The sequence below is a fragment of the Kitasatospora sp. NPDC058492 genome (assembly GCF_042720685.1).
Classification (GTDB): Bacteria; Actinomycetota; Actinomycetes; order Streptomycetales; family Streptomycetaceae; genus Kitasatospora.
Window position 1 is genome coordinate 1 of record NZ_JBHXMU010000034.1, and the last position, 16452, is coordinate 16452.

Sequence of the window (16452 nt, forward strand, 5' to 3'; positions counted from 1 at the left end):
AACGCTCGACTGGGAAACCCCAGCCGAGCGCCTGCATAAACTGCTCGCGGCCTGATCAAACCGACCACGTGTTGCAACGACCCCTAGAAACCGCCGGGCTGTGGGCGGGGCTTCGGGCGGGGTCGAGGGTGAGCGGGCGGGCGCCGTCCGCGAGCCACTTGGCGTGGCCGTCGCGGTAGGCGGCGAAGCGGGCGCGGGTGACGTCCCGTTGGAGGGTGCGGTCCGGGTCGGTGAGGTCGGGGGCGATCACGCCGTCCGGTTCCAGTTCGGAGAACCAGTACCGCTCGCCGTCGTACAGGAAGTCGACGCAGAAGAACGGGATCGGCAGCCGCTCGGCGAACCAGGCGGTGGCGGCGACGAGTTCGGGCGGCACCGGGGGGAACTCCATGGCGCCGCCCCGGCTGGCGTTGGCGACCGGGGAGCCGGGTTCCGGGGTCCGCTTCATCACCGCGTACGGCTCGCCGTCGACGACGTACACCCGGTAGTCGATCGTGCCGTCGCCCAGGTAGGGCTGGACCACCAGCGTGGTGTCGCCGCCCTGGGCGAGGCTGGCCAGGCCCCGGACGTCCTCGGGGCCGCGGGCCAGGTTGATCCCGCCGCCGCCGCACCAGCCGGAGGGTTTGACGATCGCGGGGTAGGTCATGTTCCGCAGGCCCACCTCGTAGCCGTGCTTGCTGATGTCCCGGCCGGTGCCGATCCGCACCGTCGGGATGGTCGGCACCGGGGAGCCGCCCAGGAACAGCAGGGTGGCCAGCTTGTCGTTGCCGATCAGCGAGACCTGCGGGGGGAACGGCAGGTAGAACCCGGCCTGTTCGAGCACCGCGTACAGCGCGTACTGGTTGAAGACGTCCATCGACTGGTACGGCAGCGAGTAGAGCGCGGTGATGAACAGGGTGTCCTCGGGGGTGACCGGCTCGTCGTCCACGTAGACCCGGGGGCGGCCGGGCCCGGTGGCGTCCACCGTGACGGCCTCCGGGGCGTGCCTGGTCCAGCGCAGGCCGAGGTCGGCGGCGCTCTCGGCGTAGAGGTCCCAGAAGAAGCCGTGCCACATCGCGGCCATCCGGGAGGACTCCCGGTCGGGGAAGATCCAGCACAGGCGGCGCAGTTCGCCGTCCCGGGGAGGGGCGGGGCTCGGGGCGGGGCTCGGGCCGGGGCTCGGGGCAGGGCTCGGGGCAGGGCTCGGGTCGGGGGTGCTCATCGCGCTCCTCGTGCGGTGGACGGCCCGGACCACCAGCGGCGGCCGGTCTCCGGGAGGGTGTCCACCGGGTCGTAGTAGGGGTGGCGCCGGTCGAGCGGGGCGTCCTGGCCGCCGTCGCCGCTCTCCAGGCCGGTGCGGTAGTTCTTGGTCCAGTACGAGATGCCGAGCTCGCGGTCGTAGGCCACCGCCTGGTGCACCCAGCGCTTGCCGACGTGCGGGACGTCGCAGACCAGGCGCGGGGTCGCGTAGCCGGGCAGGTAGCCCATGATCGCCTCCTGGAGGCGCTGCGCCTGGTGCAGCGGCGTCCGCCAGTGTTCGGCGCCCGGGATCACGTCGCAGAGGTAGAAGTAGTACGGCAGGATGTTCGCCTCGCCCTGGAGGGCGAAGCACAGGTCGAGCAGGTCCTCGGGGGTGTCGTTGACGCCCCGCATCAGCACGCCCTGGTTGCGGACGTCCCGCACACCCGCGTCCAGCAGGGCCCGGGCCGCCTCGGCGACCAGCGGGGTGACCGAGCGCACGTGGTTGGCGTGGGTGTGCACGGCCAGGTTGACCGCGCGGCGGGCGGCCAGTTCGGCGACCCGGGCCAGGCCGTCCAGCAACTGCGGCTGCAGCCAGTGCTGGGGCAGGCCGACCACGGCCTTGCTGGCCAGCCGGATGTCCCGGACGGTGCCGAGGTCCAGCAGCCGCAGCAGGAAGGACTCCAACCGGGGCCAGGGGACGTTGGCGAGGTCGCCGCCGGACAGCACCACGTCGCGCACGGCGGGGGTGCGCTTGAGGTAGTCGAGCATCTGCTCCTGCCGGTCGGCGGGGCGCAGCAGCAGCCGGGTCTTTGCCACCTGGGGTGTCGAGGTGCCGACCAGGTCCATCCGGGTGCACTGGCCGCAGTACTGCGGGCAGGTGGCGGTCAACTCGGCCAGCACCTTGGTGGGGTAACGGTGCGTCAGACCTTCGACGGCCCACATGTCCGCCTCGTGCAGCGAGTCCCGTTCGGCCCTGGGGTGGCTGGGCCAGTGCGGGTGCCGGTCGGTGCGCACCGGCAGCATGTAGCGGCGCACCGGGTCGGCCAGGAACGCCTCGGTGAAGGCCCGCGGGGCGTCCGGGGCGGCCGGGGCCATGGTGTTCAGCAGCTGTGGCGGCAGCAGCATCGGCATGGTGGCGAACCCGGCCTGGTCGGCGGCGAGTTCCTGGTAGAAGTGGTCGGTGAGCCGGTCGCCGACGACGGCCCGCAGCTGCCGGGCGGTCTTCACCGAGTGGGCCCGCTGCCACTGGGCGTCGCGCCACTGCGCCTCGGTGACGTGGCGCCAGCCCGGCAGCCGCCGCCAGTCCGGCTCGACCAGCGCCGTCCGCGCGTACGTGTACGGCTGGCGGATCACGGGGTGGTCCATGGCCGGCTACTGGCCGGCGGAGGGGGCGGTGGAGGGCCCGGCTTGGGTGCCGGTTCGGGGCTCGGTTCGCGGGTCGGTTCGCGGGTCGGTTCGCGGGTCGGCTCGGGGGTCGGCTTGGGGGTCGGTGAAGAGGCCGGCGAAGCGGGTGCGCAGCTCGCGCTTGAGCACCTTGCCGGTCGGCCCGAGCGGGAAGTCCTGCGGCGTGCGGGCGATCCGGACGGCGGCGAGCGCGGCCAGCCCGGCCGCGGCCAGCGCCTTGTTCGCCGCGTCCTGCACCTCCTCGGCGCCGGCCCCGGCGGCCCCTCCGGCCCCGGCCTGCAACCGGACGACGGCGACCGGGCGTTGGCCCTCGCCGACCGCCCCGGGGACGCCGACCACCGAGCAGTCCTGCACCAGGTCGGCGCAGTCGGCGAGCAGCACCTCCTCGATCGGCAGGCTGTAGACCGGGCCGTCGGTGGTGTCGATGACGTCCACCGTGCGGTCGAGGTGGTAGAACCGGCCGTCGGACGCGCGGCGGGCGACGTCGCCGGTGAGCCAGTAGCCGGCCAGCTCGAAGCTCTCGGTCAGCCGCCGGTCGTGCCAGTAGCCCGGGGTCCGGGAGGGGCTGACCACGCCGAGCAACCCGACCGTGCCGTCCGGGAGTTCGGTGCCGTCCTGGTCGAGCACGGCGGCCTTCAGGACCACCTCCAGCGGCCTGCCGACGCAGCGGTCGTCGCGGGCGCTCTCCGGGGTGGTCACCTGGCCGAAGAGCGCCATGCCCATCTCGGAGGAGCCCAGGCCGTCGACGAACTGCGAACCGGGAAGCGCGGGTTGGTCGGCCCGGTCCTGCGGCAGCAGCCAGGGGCGGATCAGCCCGGCCGGCCGCTCGCCGAGCGTCACCAGGCGGCGGATGTGCCCGTGGTGCGCGCTGTCGCCGGTGTTGAACCAGGAGTGCACCCGGGCCGCGCCGCGGACCGGGAGCTCGCCGGTGGCCAGCTCGACGAAGGTCCGGGGGAAGGAGGCGACCATGGTCGGCTGGAAGGCCTCCATCACCGGCTCGACGACGGCGCGCCGCCAGTCGGACATCACCACGGTGGGCAGGCCGAGCAGGGTCGCGGTGAGGAAGTAGCTGAGCCCGCCGGCGTGGGTGTGCGGCATCAGCGACATCAGCCGGTCGTACGGCTCGGCGGGGAAGCGCTCCATCCGCGGCTGCTTGCCGTCCCAGAACTGGCGGTGCGCCAGCATCGTGGACTTGGGGGTGCCGGTGGTGCCGGAGGAGTGGATCAGCGCCACCACGTCGTCCGGGGCGTGCCGGTACGGGTGGCCGGCGGGCAGCTCGACGGCGTCGGCGTCGAAGGCCTGCACCTCGGCGGCCAGGGCGAGGAAGCGCGGGCGGCGGCCCGGGTCCTCGCGGTAGGCGGCGGCCAGCCGGGTGGGGTCGTCGGCGACCACGCCGACCACGCCGACGTGGTCCAGGTAGCGGACCAGCACGTCGTGCCGCATCGCGTCGTTGACCAGCGCGGGGACGGCGCCCAGCGAGGTCAGCGCGAGGAAGTGCAGCAGCGGCTCCAGGCCCTCGCCGACCACGACGCCCACCGGCTCGCCGGGGCGCACCCCGTTGGCGTGGTACCAGGCGGCGTAACGGTCGCGCAGCGCGGCCAGGTCGAGCAGGCTGTGGCCGCGCAGCACGACCTCGCCGCGGTGGTCGGTGCGGTGGGTGAAGACGGACGGGACGGCACGGTGCGGGTTGGCCGCGAGGGCGTGGTCGAGGAAGTTGCCAGCGCCCAGGGCGGGTTCGGTCATCAGCCGATGTCTGACGGCGAGGGGCGCGATGGAACTGCGGTCGCTCATGGGGGTCTCCCGAGGGGGTACCGGGCGCGGGTTCTCGTGGAACCGGCTCCGGGGAGGGGGAAAGGCGGGGGGAAGGCGGGTGTGCGGGCGTCGGGCGCTGGTTTCAGGCGCGGGCGAGGACGTCGGCGACGACCCGGTGGCCGGAGCGGATCGCGCCCTCCATCAGCCCGAAGTACGCGGTGCTGGTCTCGGTGCCGGCCCAGTGCACCCGGTGGTGCGGCGCGGTCAGCGCCGGGCCGAGCCGCGGCCAGTCGCCGGGCCCCAGCAGCGCGGCGTAACAGCCCTGGCTGTACGGGTCGTTGAGCCAGTCGGTGACGTGGCAGGCGGTCGGCTCGGGGAGCATCGGGAAGAGCTGCGCGGCCTGCCCGACGGCCGCGGCGCGTTGCTGCCGCGGGGTGAGGGCGGCGAAGCGGTGCGCCTCGGCGCCGGTGACGAAGCCGGTCAGGACGCCGATGCCGGCCTCGGCGGGGGAGTCGTCCACGGTGGAGAGCAGCGGCCCCCGGGCGTTGACCGACCAGCCGGACAGGCCGTGGTCGCGCCACAGCGGCGCCGGGTAGACCAGGTGGACCTTGACCGCGCAGCCGCGCGCGGTGCGCTCGCCGGCCCGGCGCACCGGCAGGCCGGGCCGGTGGTCGATCGCGTCGGCGAGCAGCGGCGGCAGCGCCATGACGGCGACGTCCGCGCGGTGTTCGCCGTGGTCGGTGTGCACGGTGACGGCGTCGGCGTCCTGGTGGACGGCCCGGACCGGCTCGCCCAGCCGTACCCGGTGGCCCAGGCGCTCGGCCAGCCGCTCGCACACCTGGTGGGCGCCGCCGGAGATCCGGTCCTGCTGGGCGCCGCCGGCGAAGGCGTTGAGGTAGCGCAGGCCGCCGCCGGAGCGCAGGTAGAAGGCGAGGTGGAGGACGGAGATGTCGGCCGGGTCGGCGGCCGTCATCTCGCCCAGGAACAGCGGGAAGAACAGCCGGGCGTCGGGGTGGGTGAGGTGCTGCTCGGCCCACTCGGCGGCGGTGAGGGCGTCCAGGCGTTCGGCGCCGGGGGTGAGCCAGGGCGCCTCCGGCCGTACGGTGTCGGTGAGTTCGGAGAGCCGGTCGAACAGGTCGCCGAGCGCGACGCCGTCGAGCGGCGGGAACCGGCCGTCGCGGGTCGTGGCGTCGGCGCTGCTTTCGGCGCCGCTGCCGAGCGCGAACCGGCTGGCGCCGGACATCGTGGTGGGGGTGGTCTTGAGCCCTAACTCGTCCATCATGGCGAGGAGTTCGGTGTGCCGGTCGCCCAGGTAGGCGGCTCCGGCGTCGACCAGGACACCGAGGGCGGCCTCGATGCCGTGGGTGCGTCCGCCGACCCGGTCCCGGGCCTCCAGGACGGTCACGTCGAAGCCGCGCGCCGCCAGCCCGGTCGCGGCGGTGAGCCCGGCCAGTCCGGCGCCGACCACGACGGCGGTTCCTCCGGGCCGATGCGCGTCGAACTGCCGGCCGTCGAGCTGCCGGCCGTTGAACGGGTGGTCGTTGAACGGGTGGTCGCTGAACGGGCGGTCGTTGAACGGGTGGTCGTTCATCTCGCGGCCGTGATTCTGCGCGCGAGCGCGGTGGGGGTGGGCGCGAGCAGGAACTCGTCGAAGGTGAGCTCGACGGCGTAGCCGCGCGCGACGGCGCTCAGCACCCGGGTGGCGATCAGCGAGTCGCCGCCGAGGTCGAAGAAGTCGGAGTCGGGCGCCACGTCGTCGCGTTCCAGCACGCGCCGGAAGACGGCCACCAGGTCCTGCGGGGTGGCGGGGGTGGTGAGGTCAGTGCTCAACGGAGGTCTCCTTCGACCTGTCGTGGGCGCCGTAGCGCAGGTGGCAGCCGGCCCGGTCGACCTTGCCGCTGGGGGTGTGCACGAGCCGGGGGACGACGGTGATCCGCCCGGGCACGAGGTGGCCGGGCACCCGGGCCCGCAGGTACGACAGCAACTCGCGGGCCAGGTCCGGCGGGGAGGTGTGCCGGCGTGCTACGACGTACGCGAGCAGCGTGGTGCGGTCGGCCAGAGTGGCACCGGTGACGGCGGCCGCGGTCACCTCGGGGTGGCCGGTGAGGTGCGCCTCGACCTCCGCCGGGTCCACCCGGACGCCGCGCACCTTCAATTCGCCGTCCAGGCGGCCCTGGTGGGTGAGCAGGCCGTCCGGGCCGCGGCTCACCCGGTCGCCGGTGCGGAAGTACCGCTCGCCGTCGACGGTGGTGAACCGGGCCGCCGTCGCCTCGGGCAGGCCGGGGTAGCCGAGCGCGAGGCCCGGCCCGCCGATCAGCAACTCGCCCTGCTCGCCGAGACGTTCGATGACGTGCGGCAGGGCGTGGCCGATCGGTGCGGGGCGGATCGGTGCGGGGCGGATCGGTGCGCGGTGGGCGCCGGGCCAGGCCGGTTCGCGGGCGAGCGGTCCGGACAGGTCGACGGCGTGGGTGATCTGGGTGGTCTCGGTGCAGCCGTAGGTGTTCAGCAGCCGGATCCGCCCGGTGTCCAGCCGGGCCCAGTCGTCCAGCCGGGCGGGCTGGACGGCCTCCCCGCCGATCACCAGGAGCCGGACGCAGGGCGGCAGTTCGGCCCGGTCTTCGACGAGGTGGTGGACGAGCTCGTGCCAGAAGGCGGTCGGCAGGTCCAGGACGGTGATCCGCTCGCGCTCGACCATCCGCAGGAAGCGCGGGAACGATCCGCAGTGCGCGTCGGGGTCGAGGACGAGGGTGGCGCCCGCGGTGAGTGCCGGGAGGATCTCCTCGAAGCAGGTGTCCCAGTTGAGCGAGGCGAACTGGAGCACCCGGTCCTGGGGGGTGAGGTGGAAGAGGTCGCGCAGTGCGTGGGCCGTGGCCGCGACGGCCCGGCGGGGAGTGGCGACGGGTTTCGGCTGCCCGGTCGAACCCGACGTGAAGAGAATGTAGGCCGGATGTTCCGGGCCGCTTGCGGCGCGGTCCGCCGGAAGGGTTCCGGGCGGTTCTCCGGGGAATTCCGAGAGGGCGGGTAACTCCACTAATCGAGTGCCGAGTTGGTGGTCCGCGACGGCTTCGCCGAGTATCGCCGTGCGGCAGTTCGCGGCCGTCGCCATGGCGTGTCGACGGGCCTCCGGGAATGCCGGATCGATCGGGCAGTACGTACCTCCGGCGGTCAGCACGCCGAGAAGTGCGACCACCGTTTCGGCCGTGTGGACGGCCGGCACGCAGACCGTGCCGGGGTCCGGTCCCAGGCGCCTGGCCAGGGTGTTCGCCAGCTCTGCGAGCCGGCCGTAGTCGAGGGTGCGCCCCCGCTGGACGATCGCGGGGTGTCGGGGATTGCGGCGTGCCATTTTTGTGAACGCGTGGATCAGGTCGGGAGCGACCTGGAGGGTGTCCTGATTAATTGACATGGCCGCCCCAAATGATGCTGTCGAATGCTCATCCGTGCTCGGCGAACGGCGACTCTACCGTCGAACATGCGTGGCGACAATGGATGTTGAGAGCGTTCTTCGAGGGGGGCGTGCTCGACGTGTGAACCCGCCCGAGGGCGTTCGGTCGTTCGAGTAGGGACGGCGCACGCAAGGGCGCGGAGCGGCGTGGGCGAAGGCCCGGCGACAGCCCGGTGACGGTACGTCAGGAGCCGAGCGGGGCCTCCCAGGAGAGCCGGGTGCCGCCGCCCTCGGCGGGCCTGACCGTGAAGGTGCCGCCCACCCGCTCGGCCCGCTCGGCGAGGTTGCGCAGCCCGCTGCGCCGGCCGCCCTCGGGCACGCCCACCCCGTCGTCGGCCACCACCAGGGCCACCCGCCCGGCGAGCGCCCGCAGCGTCACCTCCACCCGGCCCGCCCGCGCGTGCCGGGCGGCGTTGCTGAGCGCCTCGCCGAGGACGGCCACCGCGTGGTCGGCCAGTTCCTGCGGCACGTCGGTGTCCAGCAGGCCCTCCATGCTCAGCCGGGGCGCGAAGCCGAGCGTCCCCTGTGCCTCGGCGACGACGCGGGTGGCGCGGGCGCGCAGGCCCCGGTCGGGCTCGCTGTGGGCGCGCAGCCCGAAGATCGTCGACCGGATGATCTTGATGGTCTCGTCCAGGTCCGCCACCGCGCGGGCGACCCGGTCGGCGGCGGCCGGGCTGTCGATCAGCCGGCCCGCGCTCTGCAACGTCATCCCGGTCGCGAACAGCCGCTGGATCGCCAGGTCGTGCAGGTCCCGGGCGATCCGGTCACGGTCCTCCAGCAGCGTCAGGTGCTCGGCGTCGCGCCGCCGCTCGGCCAGCTCCAGGGCCAGCACCGCCTGGTCCGCGAAGCCCAGCAGCGGCCCGGTCTCGTCCGGCCCGAAGGCCGGCTGCCCGGCCGCGCGGGCCAGCAGCAGCACGCCCCGCCCGTACCCCGCCCCGGTGCCCAGCGGCACCGCGACCGCCGGGCCCAGTCCGTCGAAGCGCCCCGCCGGGCCCGCCGGGTAGCGGGCGTCGCAGGCCAGGTCGTCGCTGGTCACCGGCGAACCGGAGGCGTACGCGGCGCCCGACAGCGTGCCGTCCACCGGCACCGTCACCCCCAGCCGCGCGGCCGGCGCGCCACCCAGCGCGACCTCCACCGTCAGCTCCTCCGCCCGCTCCTGCGGACCGTCCAGCGCCACCGAGACGTCGGCCAGCTCGGCGCCGGCGATCTCCCCGGCCCGGCGGGCGATCAGCTCCACCACCTCCAGCCGGGGCGCGCCCGACAGCAGGCTGCGGCTGATCTCCGCGCTGGCCCGCAGCCAGCGCTGGCGCAGCTGCGCCTCCTCGTACAGCCGGGCGTTGTCGATCGCCACCCCGGCCGCGACCGCCAGGGTGGAGATCACCGCCTCGTCGTCGGTGTCGAAGTCCAGCCCGCCGCGCTTGTCGGTGAGGTACAGGTTCCCGAACACCTCGCCGTGCACCCGCACCGGCACCCCGAGGAAGGTGTGCATCGGCGGATGGTTCGGCGGGAAGCCCGCCGAGGCCGGGTGTTCGGACAGCACCGGGCAGCGCAGCGGCTGCGGGTCGCGGATCAACTCGCCGAGGATGCCCCGGCCGGACGGCGGCGGGCCGATCTCGGCGATCTCCTCCTCGGACATCCCCACCGTCAGGAACTGCGACAGCGAGTGCCCGTCCGGGCCGATCACCCCGAGCGCGGCGTAACGGGCGTCCACCAGGTCGGCGGCGGCCTCGACGATCCGGTGCAGCGCCTGGGCGAGGTCCAGCTCCCGGCCGACCGCGAGCACCGCCTCCAACAGGCTGTGCACCCGGTTCTGGGTGCCGCGCGCCGCGTCGATCCGCCACTGGAGCTCCTCCAGCAACTCGTCCAGGCGCAGCCGGGGCATCCGCGCGCCGCCACCCGCCGCGCTGCCGTCCGCTCCGCCCACCGCTGTCCTCCTCGTACTCGCCCTGGCCCGTCCTCCACCCGCCGCCGGAGGGCGCCAGGTGCCGCCCGATCAGGGCGATTGCCGGATTCACGGTAGTGCCCGGGTGTCGGCACCCCGCACGCCGGGGTGCGCCGTACGCTCCCACGGGCGGGCCTTTCGTCCCGTCGCGGAGGGGCCTGCGGCCTCTGTCGCGAGGCCCTGGCGGACCGCCAGGGTGGGGGAGGAGCGGACGGGCCGTCAGTGCGCACACCGTCCCCGCGCCGCCCCGCCAAGCGCCGACACAGTGGAGGAACCCTCATGACGCCATCCGTCCTGGCCGGGGTCGACGGCTCGCCGGAGAGCACCACCGCCGCCCTCTGGGCCGCCGACGAGGCGGTGCTCCGGGGCACCCCGCTGCGCCTGGTGCACGCCTGGCCGTGGCTGACCGACGGCGTGGCCACCTTCGCCGAGCCCGACGACCTGCCGGCCGCCGCGCAGCGGGTCCTGGCCTCGGCCGCCGACGCGATCCGCGAGCGCCACCCCGGCCTGGCGGTGCACACCGACGCCGTCCTGGACGCGCCGGTGGACGGCCTGGTCGCCGCGGCCGCGGACGCCGCCCTCCTGGTGCTCGGCTCGCGCGGCCTCGGCGGCTTCACCGGGCTGCTGCTCGGCTCGGTCGGCATGGCCGCGGCCGCCCGCAGCACGGTGCCGGTGGTCGTGGTGCGCGAGCCGGGCGCGCCCGACGGCGCCGGCGACGGCGTGCCCGAGGTACTGGTCGGCGTCGACGCGCACGCCCCGGAGGAGGAGGTGCTCGCCTTCGCCTTCCAGGAGGCCGCCCTGCGCGGAGCCCGGGTGCGGGCCGTGCACGGCTGGGACCTCCCGCCGGTCTTCGGCTACGCCGGCGGAGCCGTGCCGCCCACCGAGATCGCCCAACTGGAGGCGCTGGAGGCCAAACTGCTCTCCCTCGCCCTGGCCGGCCAGCGCGAGCGACACCCGGACACCGCGGTGATCGAGGACGTCCGGCTCGGCGCCGCCCGCGGCCTGGTCGAAGCCTCCGCCGGCGCCGCCCTCCTGGTCGTCGGCCGCCGCCACCGCTCCCTCGACTTCGGCCCCCGCCTCGGCCGCGTCGCCCACGCCGCCCTCCACCACGCCCAGTCCCCAGTCGCCGTCATCCCCCACCCCTGACCAACGCCCCGGCAGCGCCCGCCCGGAAAGCGGGCCAAGGCAACCCCTCACGAGTCCGAACCTCGCACCCTCCACCGACAGATGGCCCGGACCGCACAGCGGTCCGGGCCATCGGTGTATCCCGCACGAGGACTCCAGGGAGGCGCCAATGGGCCCGGCGTCACAGGGATTCCGGCAGCGCTGGGCATCGCCGCCCACGCGTACCTTCCGCCTGGCACATGGCGAGATATACTTGAGGCGCGAGTTGATATCAGGAGGTGCATCACATGAGCCGGACCGTGATCGACCTGGACGACGAGTTGCTCGCCGACGTGGCTCAGGCTCTCGGCACCAGCACCAAGAAGGAGACGGTCAACACCGCTCTACGCGAGGTACTGGAGAACAGACGGCGAGCGCTCGCCCTCACGCGACTGCGTGCCGCGGCGGACGCGGGGGCCTTCGACCTGGAGATCTTCGAGGACAAGAGGAACTACCGTCGGTGAACGCGGCGCAATTCCTGATCGACACCAGCGCGCTCGCGCGCTTCATGCGCGGCGACGCCGAGCAGTACGGCTGGGACCAGGCCGCAGCGGCGGGCTTGGTCGCAACCTGCCCCATCACCGAGCTTGAGTTCTTCTACAGCGCGCGGACAGCAGCCGACCGCGCTCAGGGGATCGAGGACATGCGGCTGCTGTTCGGCTGGGTGCCGGTCGATGACCGCGCCTACGATCGCGCCTGGCACGTCCAGGGCATGCTGACCAAGCGAGGTCAGCATCGCAGCGCCGGAGCCGTGGACCTGATCGTCGCGGCCACGGCCGAACTGCAAGGCCTGACCCTCCTGCACCGGGACCGCGACTTCGAGTGCATCGCGAACGTCACCGGACAGGCCCTCCAGTGGTACGGGCCGGAGAGCGGTAAGTGAATCCTGCCCGGTCCAGTCCAGGACCGGGAGCCGGAAGAGGGCCCTGGTCCTGCTCGAACCGCAATCTCGCAACTCTTCCTCCGCCCGACAGGCCATCGGCGGGGCCGGATCGCGCCTCGACGGGGGGCGGGGCGTGATCCGGGCGGGGAGTGTCAGGGTGTCGGCGGTTCGGTTGGGCGGGGGCGGGTGCCCGGGGGGAGGACTTGGGCCTTGAGGTGGAGGTCCGGGCTGTGGCGGAAGCCGAGGGTGAAGTCCACCCACTGGCCGGCTCGTAGGGGTGGGGGGTCGGCGATCATCAGGTCGGCGTCCTCCGGGGCCATTGCCAGTTCGCCGCGGCCCGGGATCGGGAGGGCGGTCACCGGCTCCCAGCGGCCTGCGGCGCCCTGGTGGAGGTGTCGCTTGATTGTGATCCGGCCGCCGAACTCCCAGCTGGCGGACGTCAGTTCGTCCGGTACGTCGCCCGGGTTGCGGATCGTGAAGAACGCCGCCGTGGCCGGGGCCGCGCCTGCCGTCGGCAGCAGCAGCCAGCCCGGGCCGGCCTCCACCGGCCGGGGCCGCCCGGCCCCGCCGACCGCGGTCCACCCGGTCAGCAGCACCAGCGTCAGCGCCGCCGCGCCCACCGGCGGGCCGACCACCCGCAGCCGTCCGAGCGCGCTCATCGCCCCGCTCATCGCCGGGCCCCCTTCCGGGCCGTCGAGGTGCCCCGTCCGGGCTGCCAGGTGCGCAGCCGCAGGCTGTTGCCGACCACCAGCAGCGAGCTGAGCGACATCGCCACCGCCGCCAGCATCGGATTGAGCAGGCCGACGGCCGCCAGCGGGATCAGCACCACGTTGTAGCCGAAGGCCCACAGCAGGTTGGCCCGGATCGTGCCGAGGGTCCGTCGAGCCAGCCGGACGGCGTCCACCACCGCCTCGATGTCGCCGCGCACCAGGGTCAGTCCGGCCGCGCCGATCGCGGCGTCGCTGCCCGAGGCCAGCGCCACCCCGAGGTCCGCCGAGGCCAGTGCCACCGCGTCGTTGACGCCGTCGCCGACCACCGCGACCGTCCGCCCGGCGCCCCGCAGCTCGGCCACCACCGCGGCCTTGCCCTCCGGCGAGGCCGCGGCGTGCACCCGTTCGATGCCCAGCTCGCGCGCCACCGCCCGGGCCGCGCCCGGGCCGTCGCCGGTCAACAGGACGGTCTCCAGCCCCATCCCGCGCAGCCGGTGGAGCGCCCGCCAGCTGCCCGAGCGCAGCGTGTCGCCGACGGTGAGCACGGCCGCGGCCCGCCCGTCCAGCTCGACCACCACGGCCGTGCGGCCGGTGTCCGAGGCGGCGGTGACTGCGTCCGCGAGGTCGGGGGGCAGCGGCTGCGCCGTGCCGTCCGGGCGGACCACCCGTATGCTCCGGCCCTCGACCACCCCGGACACCCCGACCCCGGTGGCGGCCGCGAAGCCGTCCACTGCGGGCAGCGGACCGCAGCGCTCCCGCGCGGCCGCCGCCACGGCCCGCCCGATCGGGTGCTCCGAGCGGTGTTCCACCGCGCCGGCCAGCCGCAGCACCGCACCCTCGTCGAGCCCCGAGTCGAGCCCTTCGTCGAGCCTCGCGTCGAGACCTTCGCGGCGGCCTTCGTCGAGCCCTGCGTCGAGGCCCTGGGCGACCGTCACCGTCGCCAGTTCCATCCGCCCGGTGGTCAGCGTCCCGGTCTTGTCCAGCACCACGGTGTCGACCCGGCGCAGGCTCTCCAGCACCTCCGGGCCGCGCACCAGCACGCCCAGCTCCGCGCCCCGCCCGGTCGCCGCCAGCAGTGCCGTCGGGGTGGCCAGGCCCAGGGCGCACGGGCAGGCGACCACCAGGACCGCGACCGCAGCCGTCACCGCCGCCTGGGGGGCTGCGCCCGCGCCGAGCCAGAAGCCCAGCACGCACACCGCGCCCGCCAGCACGCACGGCACGAACACCCCGGCCACCGCGTCGGCGAGGCGCTGCGCCCGGGCCTTGCCGGCCTGGGCGTCCGCCACCAGTGCGGTGATCCGGGCGAGTTGGGTGTCGGCGCCGACGGCCGTCGCCCGTACCACCAGTGCGCCGCCGACGTTGACGGTCGCGCCGGCCACCGCGTCCCCGGGGCCGACCTCCACCGGCACGCTCTCCCCGGTCAGCAGGCTCAGGTCGAGCGCCGAACCGCCCTCGACCACCACCCCGTCGGTGGCCACCCGTTCGCCCGGCCGCACCACGAACTCCTGTCCGGGCAGCAGTAGTTCGATCGGTACCAGGCGCTCCTCGCCGGTCCCGCCGTCCCGGACGCACACCTGCTTCGCGCCGAGTTCGGCCAGCGCCCGCAGCGCGGAACCGCTGCGCCGCCGCACCCGGCCCTCCAGCAGCCGCCCGGCCAGCACGAACAGCGGCACCCCGACCGCCGCCTCCAGGTAGACGTGCGCCGCGCCGCCGCCGTCCGCGGTCAGCGAGAACGGCATCCGCATGCCGACCTCCCCGGCGCCGCCGAACACCAGCGCGTACGCGGACCAGCCGAAGGACGCCACCACCCCCAGGCTGACCAGGGTGTCCATGGTGGCCGCCGCGTGCCGCAGCCCCTGCCAGGCCCGGCGGTGGAACCCGGCCGACCCCCAGGTGACCACCGGGACGGCCAGCGCGAAGCAGACCCACTGCCAGGCGGGGAACTGCAGTGACGGCACCATCGACAGCACCACCACCGGGACGGCCAGCAGGGTCGTCACCAGCAGTCGCCGGCGCTCCGCCGGCTCCTCGTCCGGCAGTCCGACGCCCGCCCCTGCGGGCGCCAACTCGGCGGTGTAGCCCGCCCGTTCGACGGCCGCCACCAGCTCTGCGACCGGCACCCCGGCCGGGTGCAGCACCCGGGCCCGACCGGTCGCCAGGTTCACCCCGGCCGTCACTCCGTCGATCCGGGCCAGCCGCTTCTCCACCCGGCCCACGCAGGCCGCGCAGGTCATCCCGCCGACCGCCAGATCGGTGCTCACCAGGGCCCCGGCGTCGGCCCCCGCGACGGGGCTCATCGCATCCCGCCCATGTCGTGCCCGCCCATCCCGGGCGCCCCGGGCGACGCGCCGCCCCCGGGCGTCAGCCCGGGAGACACCGGGCCCGCCTGCCGTCCCACCGCATACGCCACCACGAACACCACCACCAGCAGCAGGGCGAACCCCGCCAGCACACTCAAGGGCCGGACACCCGGCGACTTCGCACTCACCCCCCAGCAGTCGGACGGCGGGGGCGGTTGGTTCCCGTACGGTCCGAACCGGTGGGGCGCGCCCTGGCACCGCGGGCCCGGCGAGGCCCGTACGGCAGGCTCCGGGCCCGGATTAATTCGGATGACGCACCCGATGTGACCAGGTAACGTCCGGGACGGCGCCTCCCGATGCGCTGGGTCCCGGCTACTACCCGTCAACTAGGTGCCGGTGCCCGTGGTCGGTTCCGGGAGGCGCCTACGCGTTCGGCCCCGGGGCCGTTCCAGCCCGTGACCCGGGTCATGGCCCGGGGTCCGGGCGAATCCGCCCCCTGATCGAATCTGATCGTCATAAGATCCCTTCGTGTGCCGAAGACCGGCACCCGGCCCAGCCGCGCGAGCTCGTGCGGCCGGACGGATGGTCAACGCAGCGGGGAGTAGCGATGACACGTACGGGGAAGCGGATGCTGGCCGCAAGCGCGGCCGCGCTGGCGGGGGTACTGGCGGTCGCCGGGACGGCCTCGGCGCAGCCGGGCCCGGCTGCGGTCCAGAGCGGTATGGGGACGGGGGAGATCCTGCCGTACCCGGGGGAGACGGGCCTGATCTGGATCCCGGACTGGATCGGCGACGGCGGCGCGGTGACGGCCTCCGTCAACCCCTCGCAGCCCTTCACCGTCACGGTGGGCTGCCAGGGCGGCGGCTCGGTCCAGGTCCATGTCGCCGGCCTGGCGCCGGCCGACTTCACGGTCCAGTGCCCGGTCGGCGCGACCGGCACCGGCTCGGTGGAGATCCCCGCCCGGCCCGGCCGGGACCTCCTGTTCACGGTGACCGCCTCCGACCAGGCGATCCACTGGGGCATGTACGCCACTCAGGCGGACTGACCCCGCCACGCGTCCCGGAGCGGGTCCCGTTCGGTCCTGCCGCGCGCGCGACGGGACTGAACGGGACCGAACGGAGCTGAACGGGACTGAACGGGACCGGTCCTAACGCCGCACGCTGCGCGGCCCGGTGACCGCCGCGCCCAGCGCGCCGACCCGGGCCCGCAGTTCGCGGTCGGCGGTGACGACCAGGCAGTCCCGGTCCGGCTGTTCGGCCCTGGCCGCCCGGACCAGCTCGACGATCCGGTCGTCACCGCTGCCGGCCGCCGCGACCACCCGCACCTCGGGCAGTCCGTCCACGCCCCGGGCCGCGCCCTCCACGACCAGCACCACCTCCAGCGGCCCGGGCCGCTCCGGCAGGCCCTGCCCGGCGACGGCGACCAGCGCGTCCCGCAGCCGCTCGGCGGCGCCCCGCCGATCCCGCCACCATCCGTCGGGCACCGACCCGACCACGTTGGCCCCGTCCACCACCAGCAGCGGCAGCCCGCCCCGGGTCCCGATCGCGTCCCTGTCCTCCATGGCCTCTCCCACGCCCTTCCTCGTCACGCCTTTCCCAGGGCCGGCCCGGCGAGTGACCGGGCCGGCGGGGCCGCCG

14 protein-coding genes are annotated in these 16452 nt (G+C 74.8%); 4 read left to right on the forward strand and 10 right to left on the reverse strand.

Annotated elements, in window-relative coordinates; translation table 11 throughout:
- Window positions 1-55: 55 nt before the first annotated feature.
- From ACFWPI_RS22315 to ACFWPI_RS22345, 7 genes are all read right to left on the reverse strand, one after another.
- Complete coding sequence (locus tag ACFWPI_RS22315; RefSeq protein WP_380371594.1) at window positions 56-1198, reverse strand: RimK family alpha-L-glutamate ligase; 1143 nt, start codon at window positions 1196-1198, stop codon at window positions 56-58.
- The gene (locus ACFWPI_RS22320) at window positions 1195-2583 is read right to left on the reverse strand and encodes a KamA family radical SAM protein (RefSeq protein ID WP_380371592.1); all 1389 of its coding nucleotides are present in this window, start codon (window positions 2581-2583) and stop codon (window positions 1195-1197) included. Before ACFWPI_RS22320 ends, ACFWPI_RS22315 begins: the two co-directional genes overlap by 4 nt.
- A gap of 6 nt (window positions 2584-2589) precedes the next feature.
- Window positions 2590-4413: a class I adenylate-forming enzyme family protein gene (locus ACFWPI_RS22325; protein ID WP_380371590.1), complete on the reverse strand. Its 1824-nt coding sequence runs from the start codon at window positions 4411-4413 to the stop codon at window positions 2590-2592.
- Between the two features lie 103 nt (window positions 4414-4516).
- Window positions 4517-5965: a flavin monoamine oxidase family protein gene (locus tag ACFWPI_RS22330; protein ID WP_380371587.1), complete on the reverse strand. Its 1449-nt coding sequence runs from the start codon at window positions 5963-5965 to the stop codon at window positions 4517-4519.
- Window positions 5962-6204 (reverse strand): phosphopantetheine-binding protein, encoded by a 243-nt coding sequence (locus ACFWPI_RS22335; RefSeq protein WP_063346173.1) that lies wholly within the window; start codon window positions 6202-6204, stop codon window positions 5962-5964. The genes ACFWPI_RS22330 and ACFWPI_RS22335 overlap by 4 nt, the downstream gene beginning before the upstream one ends.
- Window positions 6194-7777 carry an amino acid adenylation domain-containing protein gene (locus tag ACFWPI_RS22340; protein ID WP_380371584.1) on the reverse strand — a complete coding sequence of 528 codons (1584 nt, stop codon included), beginning with the start codon at window positions 7775-7777 and terminating at the stop codon, window positions 6194-6196. Before ACFWPI_RS22340 ends, ACFWPI_RS22335 begins: the two co-directional genes overlap by 11 nt.
- A 223-nt stretch (window positions 7778-8000) precedes the next feature.
- Window positions 8001-9698, reverse strand: coding sequence for a GAF domain-containing protein (locus tag ACFWPI_RS22345; protein ID WP_380371601.1), 1698 nt, complete (start codon window positions 9696-9698; stop codon window positions 8001-8003).
- A gap of 339 nt (window positions 9699-10037) precedes the next feature.
- On the opposite strand from ACFWPI_RS22345, the gene ACFWPI_RS22350 reads away from it, so the two are divergent.
- The 3 genes from ACFWPI_RS22350 to ACFWPI_RS22360 all read left to right on the forward strand — a co-directional run bounded on the left by ACFWPI_RS22350 (window position 10038) and on the right by ACFWPI_RS22360 (window position 11805).
- Window positions 10038-10904 (forward strand): universal stress protein, encoded by an 867-nt coding sequence (locus tag ACFWPI_RS22350; protein ID WP_380371582.1) that lies wholly within the window; start codon window positions 10038-10040, stop codon window positions 10902-10904.
- 266 nt (window positions 10905-11170) lie between these two features.
- Window positions 11171-11386, forward strand: a complete 216-nt coding sequence (locus tag ACFWPI_RS22355) for a type II toxin-antitoxin system VapB family antitoxin (protein ID WP_280695502.1) — start codon at window positions 11171-11173, stop codon at window positions 11384-11386.
- Window positions 11383-11805 carry a PIN domain nuclease gene (locus ACFWPI_RS22360; protein ID WP_380371579.1) on the forward strand — a complete coding sequence of 141 codons (423 nt, stop codon included), beginning with the start codon at window positions 11383-11385 and terminating at the stop codon, window positions 11803-11805. The genes ACFWPI_RS22355 and ACFWPI_RS22360 overlap by 4 nt, the downstream gene beginning before the upstream one ends.
- Before the next feature lie 152 nt (window positions 11806-11957).
- Here the strand turns inward: ACFWPI_RS22360 and ACFWPI_RS22365 are convergent, their stop codons facing one another.
- Complete coding sequence (locus ACFWPI_RS22365; protein ID WP_380371577.1) at window positions 11958-12464, reverse strand: copper chaperone PCu(A)C; 507 nt, start codon at window positions 12462-12464, stop codon at window positions 11958-11960.
- A gap of 8 nt (window positions 12465-12472) precedes the next feature.
- Complete coding sequence (locus tag ACFWPI_RS22370; RefSeq protein ID WP_380371575.1) at window positions 12473-14812, reverse strand: heavy metal translocating P-type ATPase; 2340 nt, start codon at window positions 14810-14812, stop codon at window positions 12473-12475.
- Window positions 14813-15422: 610 nt separating this feature from the next.
- Between ACFWPI_RS22370 and ACFWPI_RS22375 the strand changes: the two genes are divergently transcribed.
- Window positions 15423-15860: a hypothetical protein gene (locus ACFWPI_RS22375; RefSeq protein WP_380371572.1), complete on the forward strand. Its 438-nt coding sequence runs from the start codon at window positions 15423-15425 to the stop codon at window positions 15858-15860.
- Between the two features lie 102 nt (window positions 15861-15962).
- On the opposite strand, the gene ACFWPI_RS22380 is transcribed toward ACFWPI_RS22375, so the two are convergent.
- A complete protein-coding gene (locus ACFWPI_RS22380; protein ID WP_380371570.1) occupies window positions 15963-16376 on the reverse strand; it encodes an NTP pyrophosphohydrolase in 414 nt (137 codons plus the stop codon).
- Between the last annotated feature and the right edge of the window lie 76 nt (window positions 16377-16452).

Coding starts and splice junctions, on each gene's coding strand:
- ACFWPI_RS22350 (WP_380371582.1), top strand. CDS start 10,038: ATGACGCCATCCGTCCTGGCCGGGGTCGACGGCTCGCCGGAGAGCACC.
- ACFWPI_RS22370 (WP_380371575.1), bottom strand. CDS start 14,812: ATGAGCCCCGTCGCGGGGGCCGACGCCGGGGCCCTGGTGAGCACCGAT.
- ACFWPI_RS22365 (WP_380371577.1), bottom strand. CDS start 12,464: ATGAGCGCGCTCGGACGGCTGCGGGTGGTCGGCCCGCCGGTGGGCGCG.
- ACFWPI_RS22325 (WP_380371590.1), bottom strand. CDS start 4,413: ATGAGCGACCGCAGTTCCATCGCGCCCCTCGCCGTCAGACATCGGCTG.
- ACFWPI_RS22380 (WP_380371570.1), bottom strand. CDS start 16,376: ATGGAGGACAGGGACGCGATCGGGACCCGGGGCGGGCTGCCGCTGCTG.
- ACFWPI_RS22330 (WP_380371587.1), bottom strand. CDS start 5,965: ATGAACGACCACCCGTTCAACGACCGCCCGTTCAGCGACCACCCGTTC.
- ACFWPI_RS22355 (WP_280695502.1), top strand. CDS start 11,171: ATGAGCCGGACCGTGATCGACCTGGACGACGAGTTGCTCGCCGACGTG.
- ACFWPI_RS22340 (WP_380371584.1), bottom strand. CDS start 7,777: ATGTCAATTAATCAGGACACCCTCCAGGTCGCTCCCGACCTGATCCAC.
- ACFWPI_RS22320 (WP_380371592.1), bottom strand. CDS start 2,583: ATGGACCACCCCGTGATCCGCCAGCCGTACACGTACGCGCGGACGGCG.
- ACFWPI_RS22375 (WP_380371572.1), top strand. CDS start 15,423: ATGACACGTACGGGGAAGCGGATGCTGGCCGCAAGCGCGGCCGCGCTG.
- ACFWPI_RS22345 (WP_380371601.1), bottom strand. CDS start 9,698: ATGCCCCGGCTGCGCCTGGACGAGTTGCTGGAGGAGCTCCAGTGGCGG.
- ACFWPI_RS22315 (WP_380371594.1), bottom strand. CDS start 1,198: ATGAGCACCCCCGACCCGAGCCCTGCCCCGAGCCCTGCCCCGAGCCCC.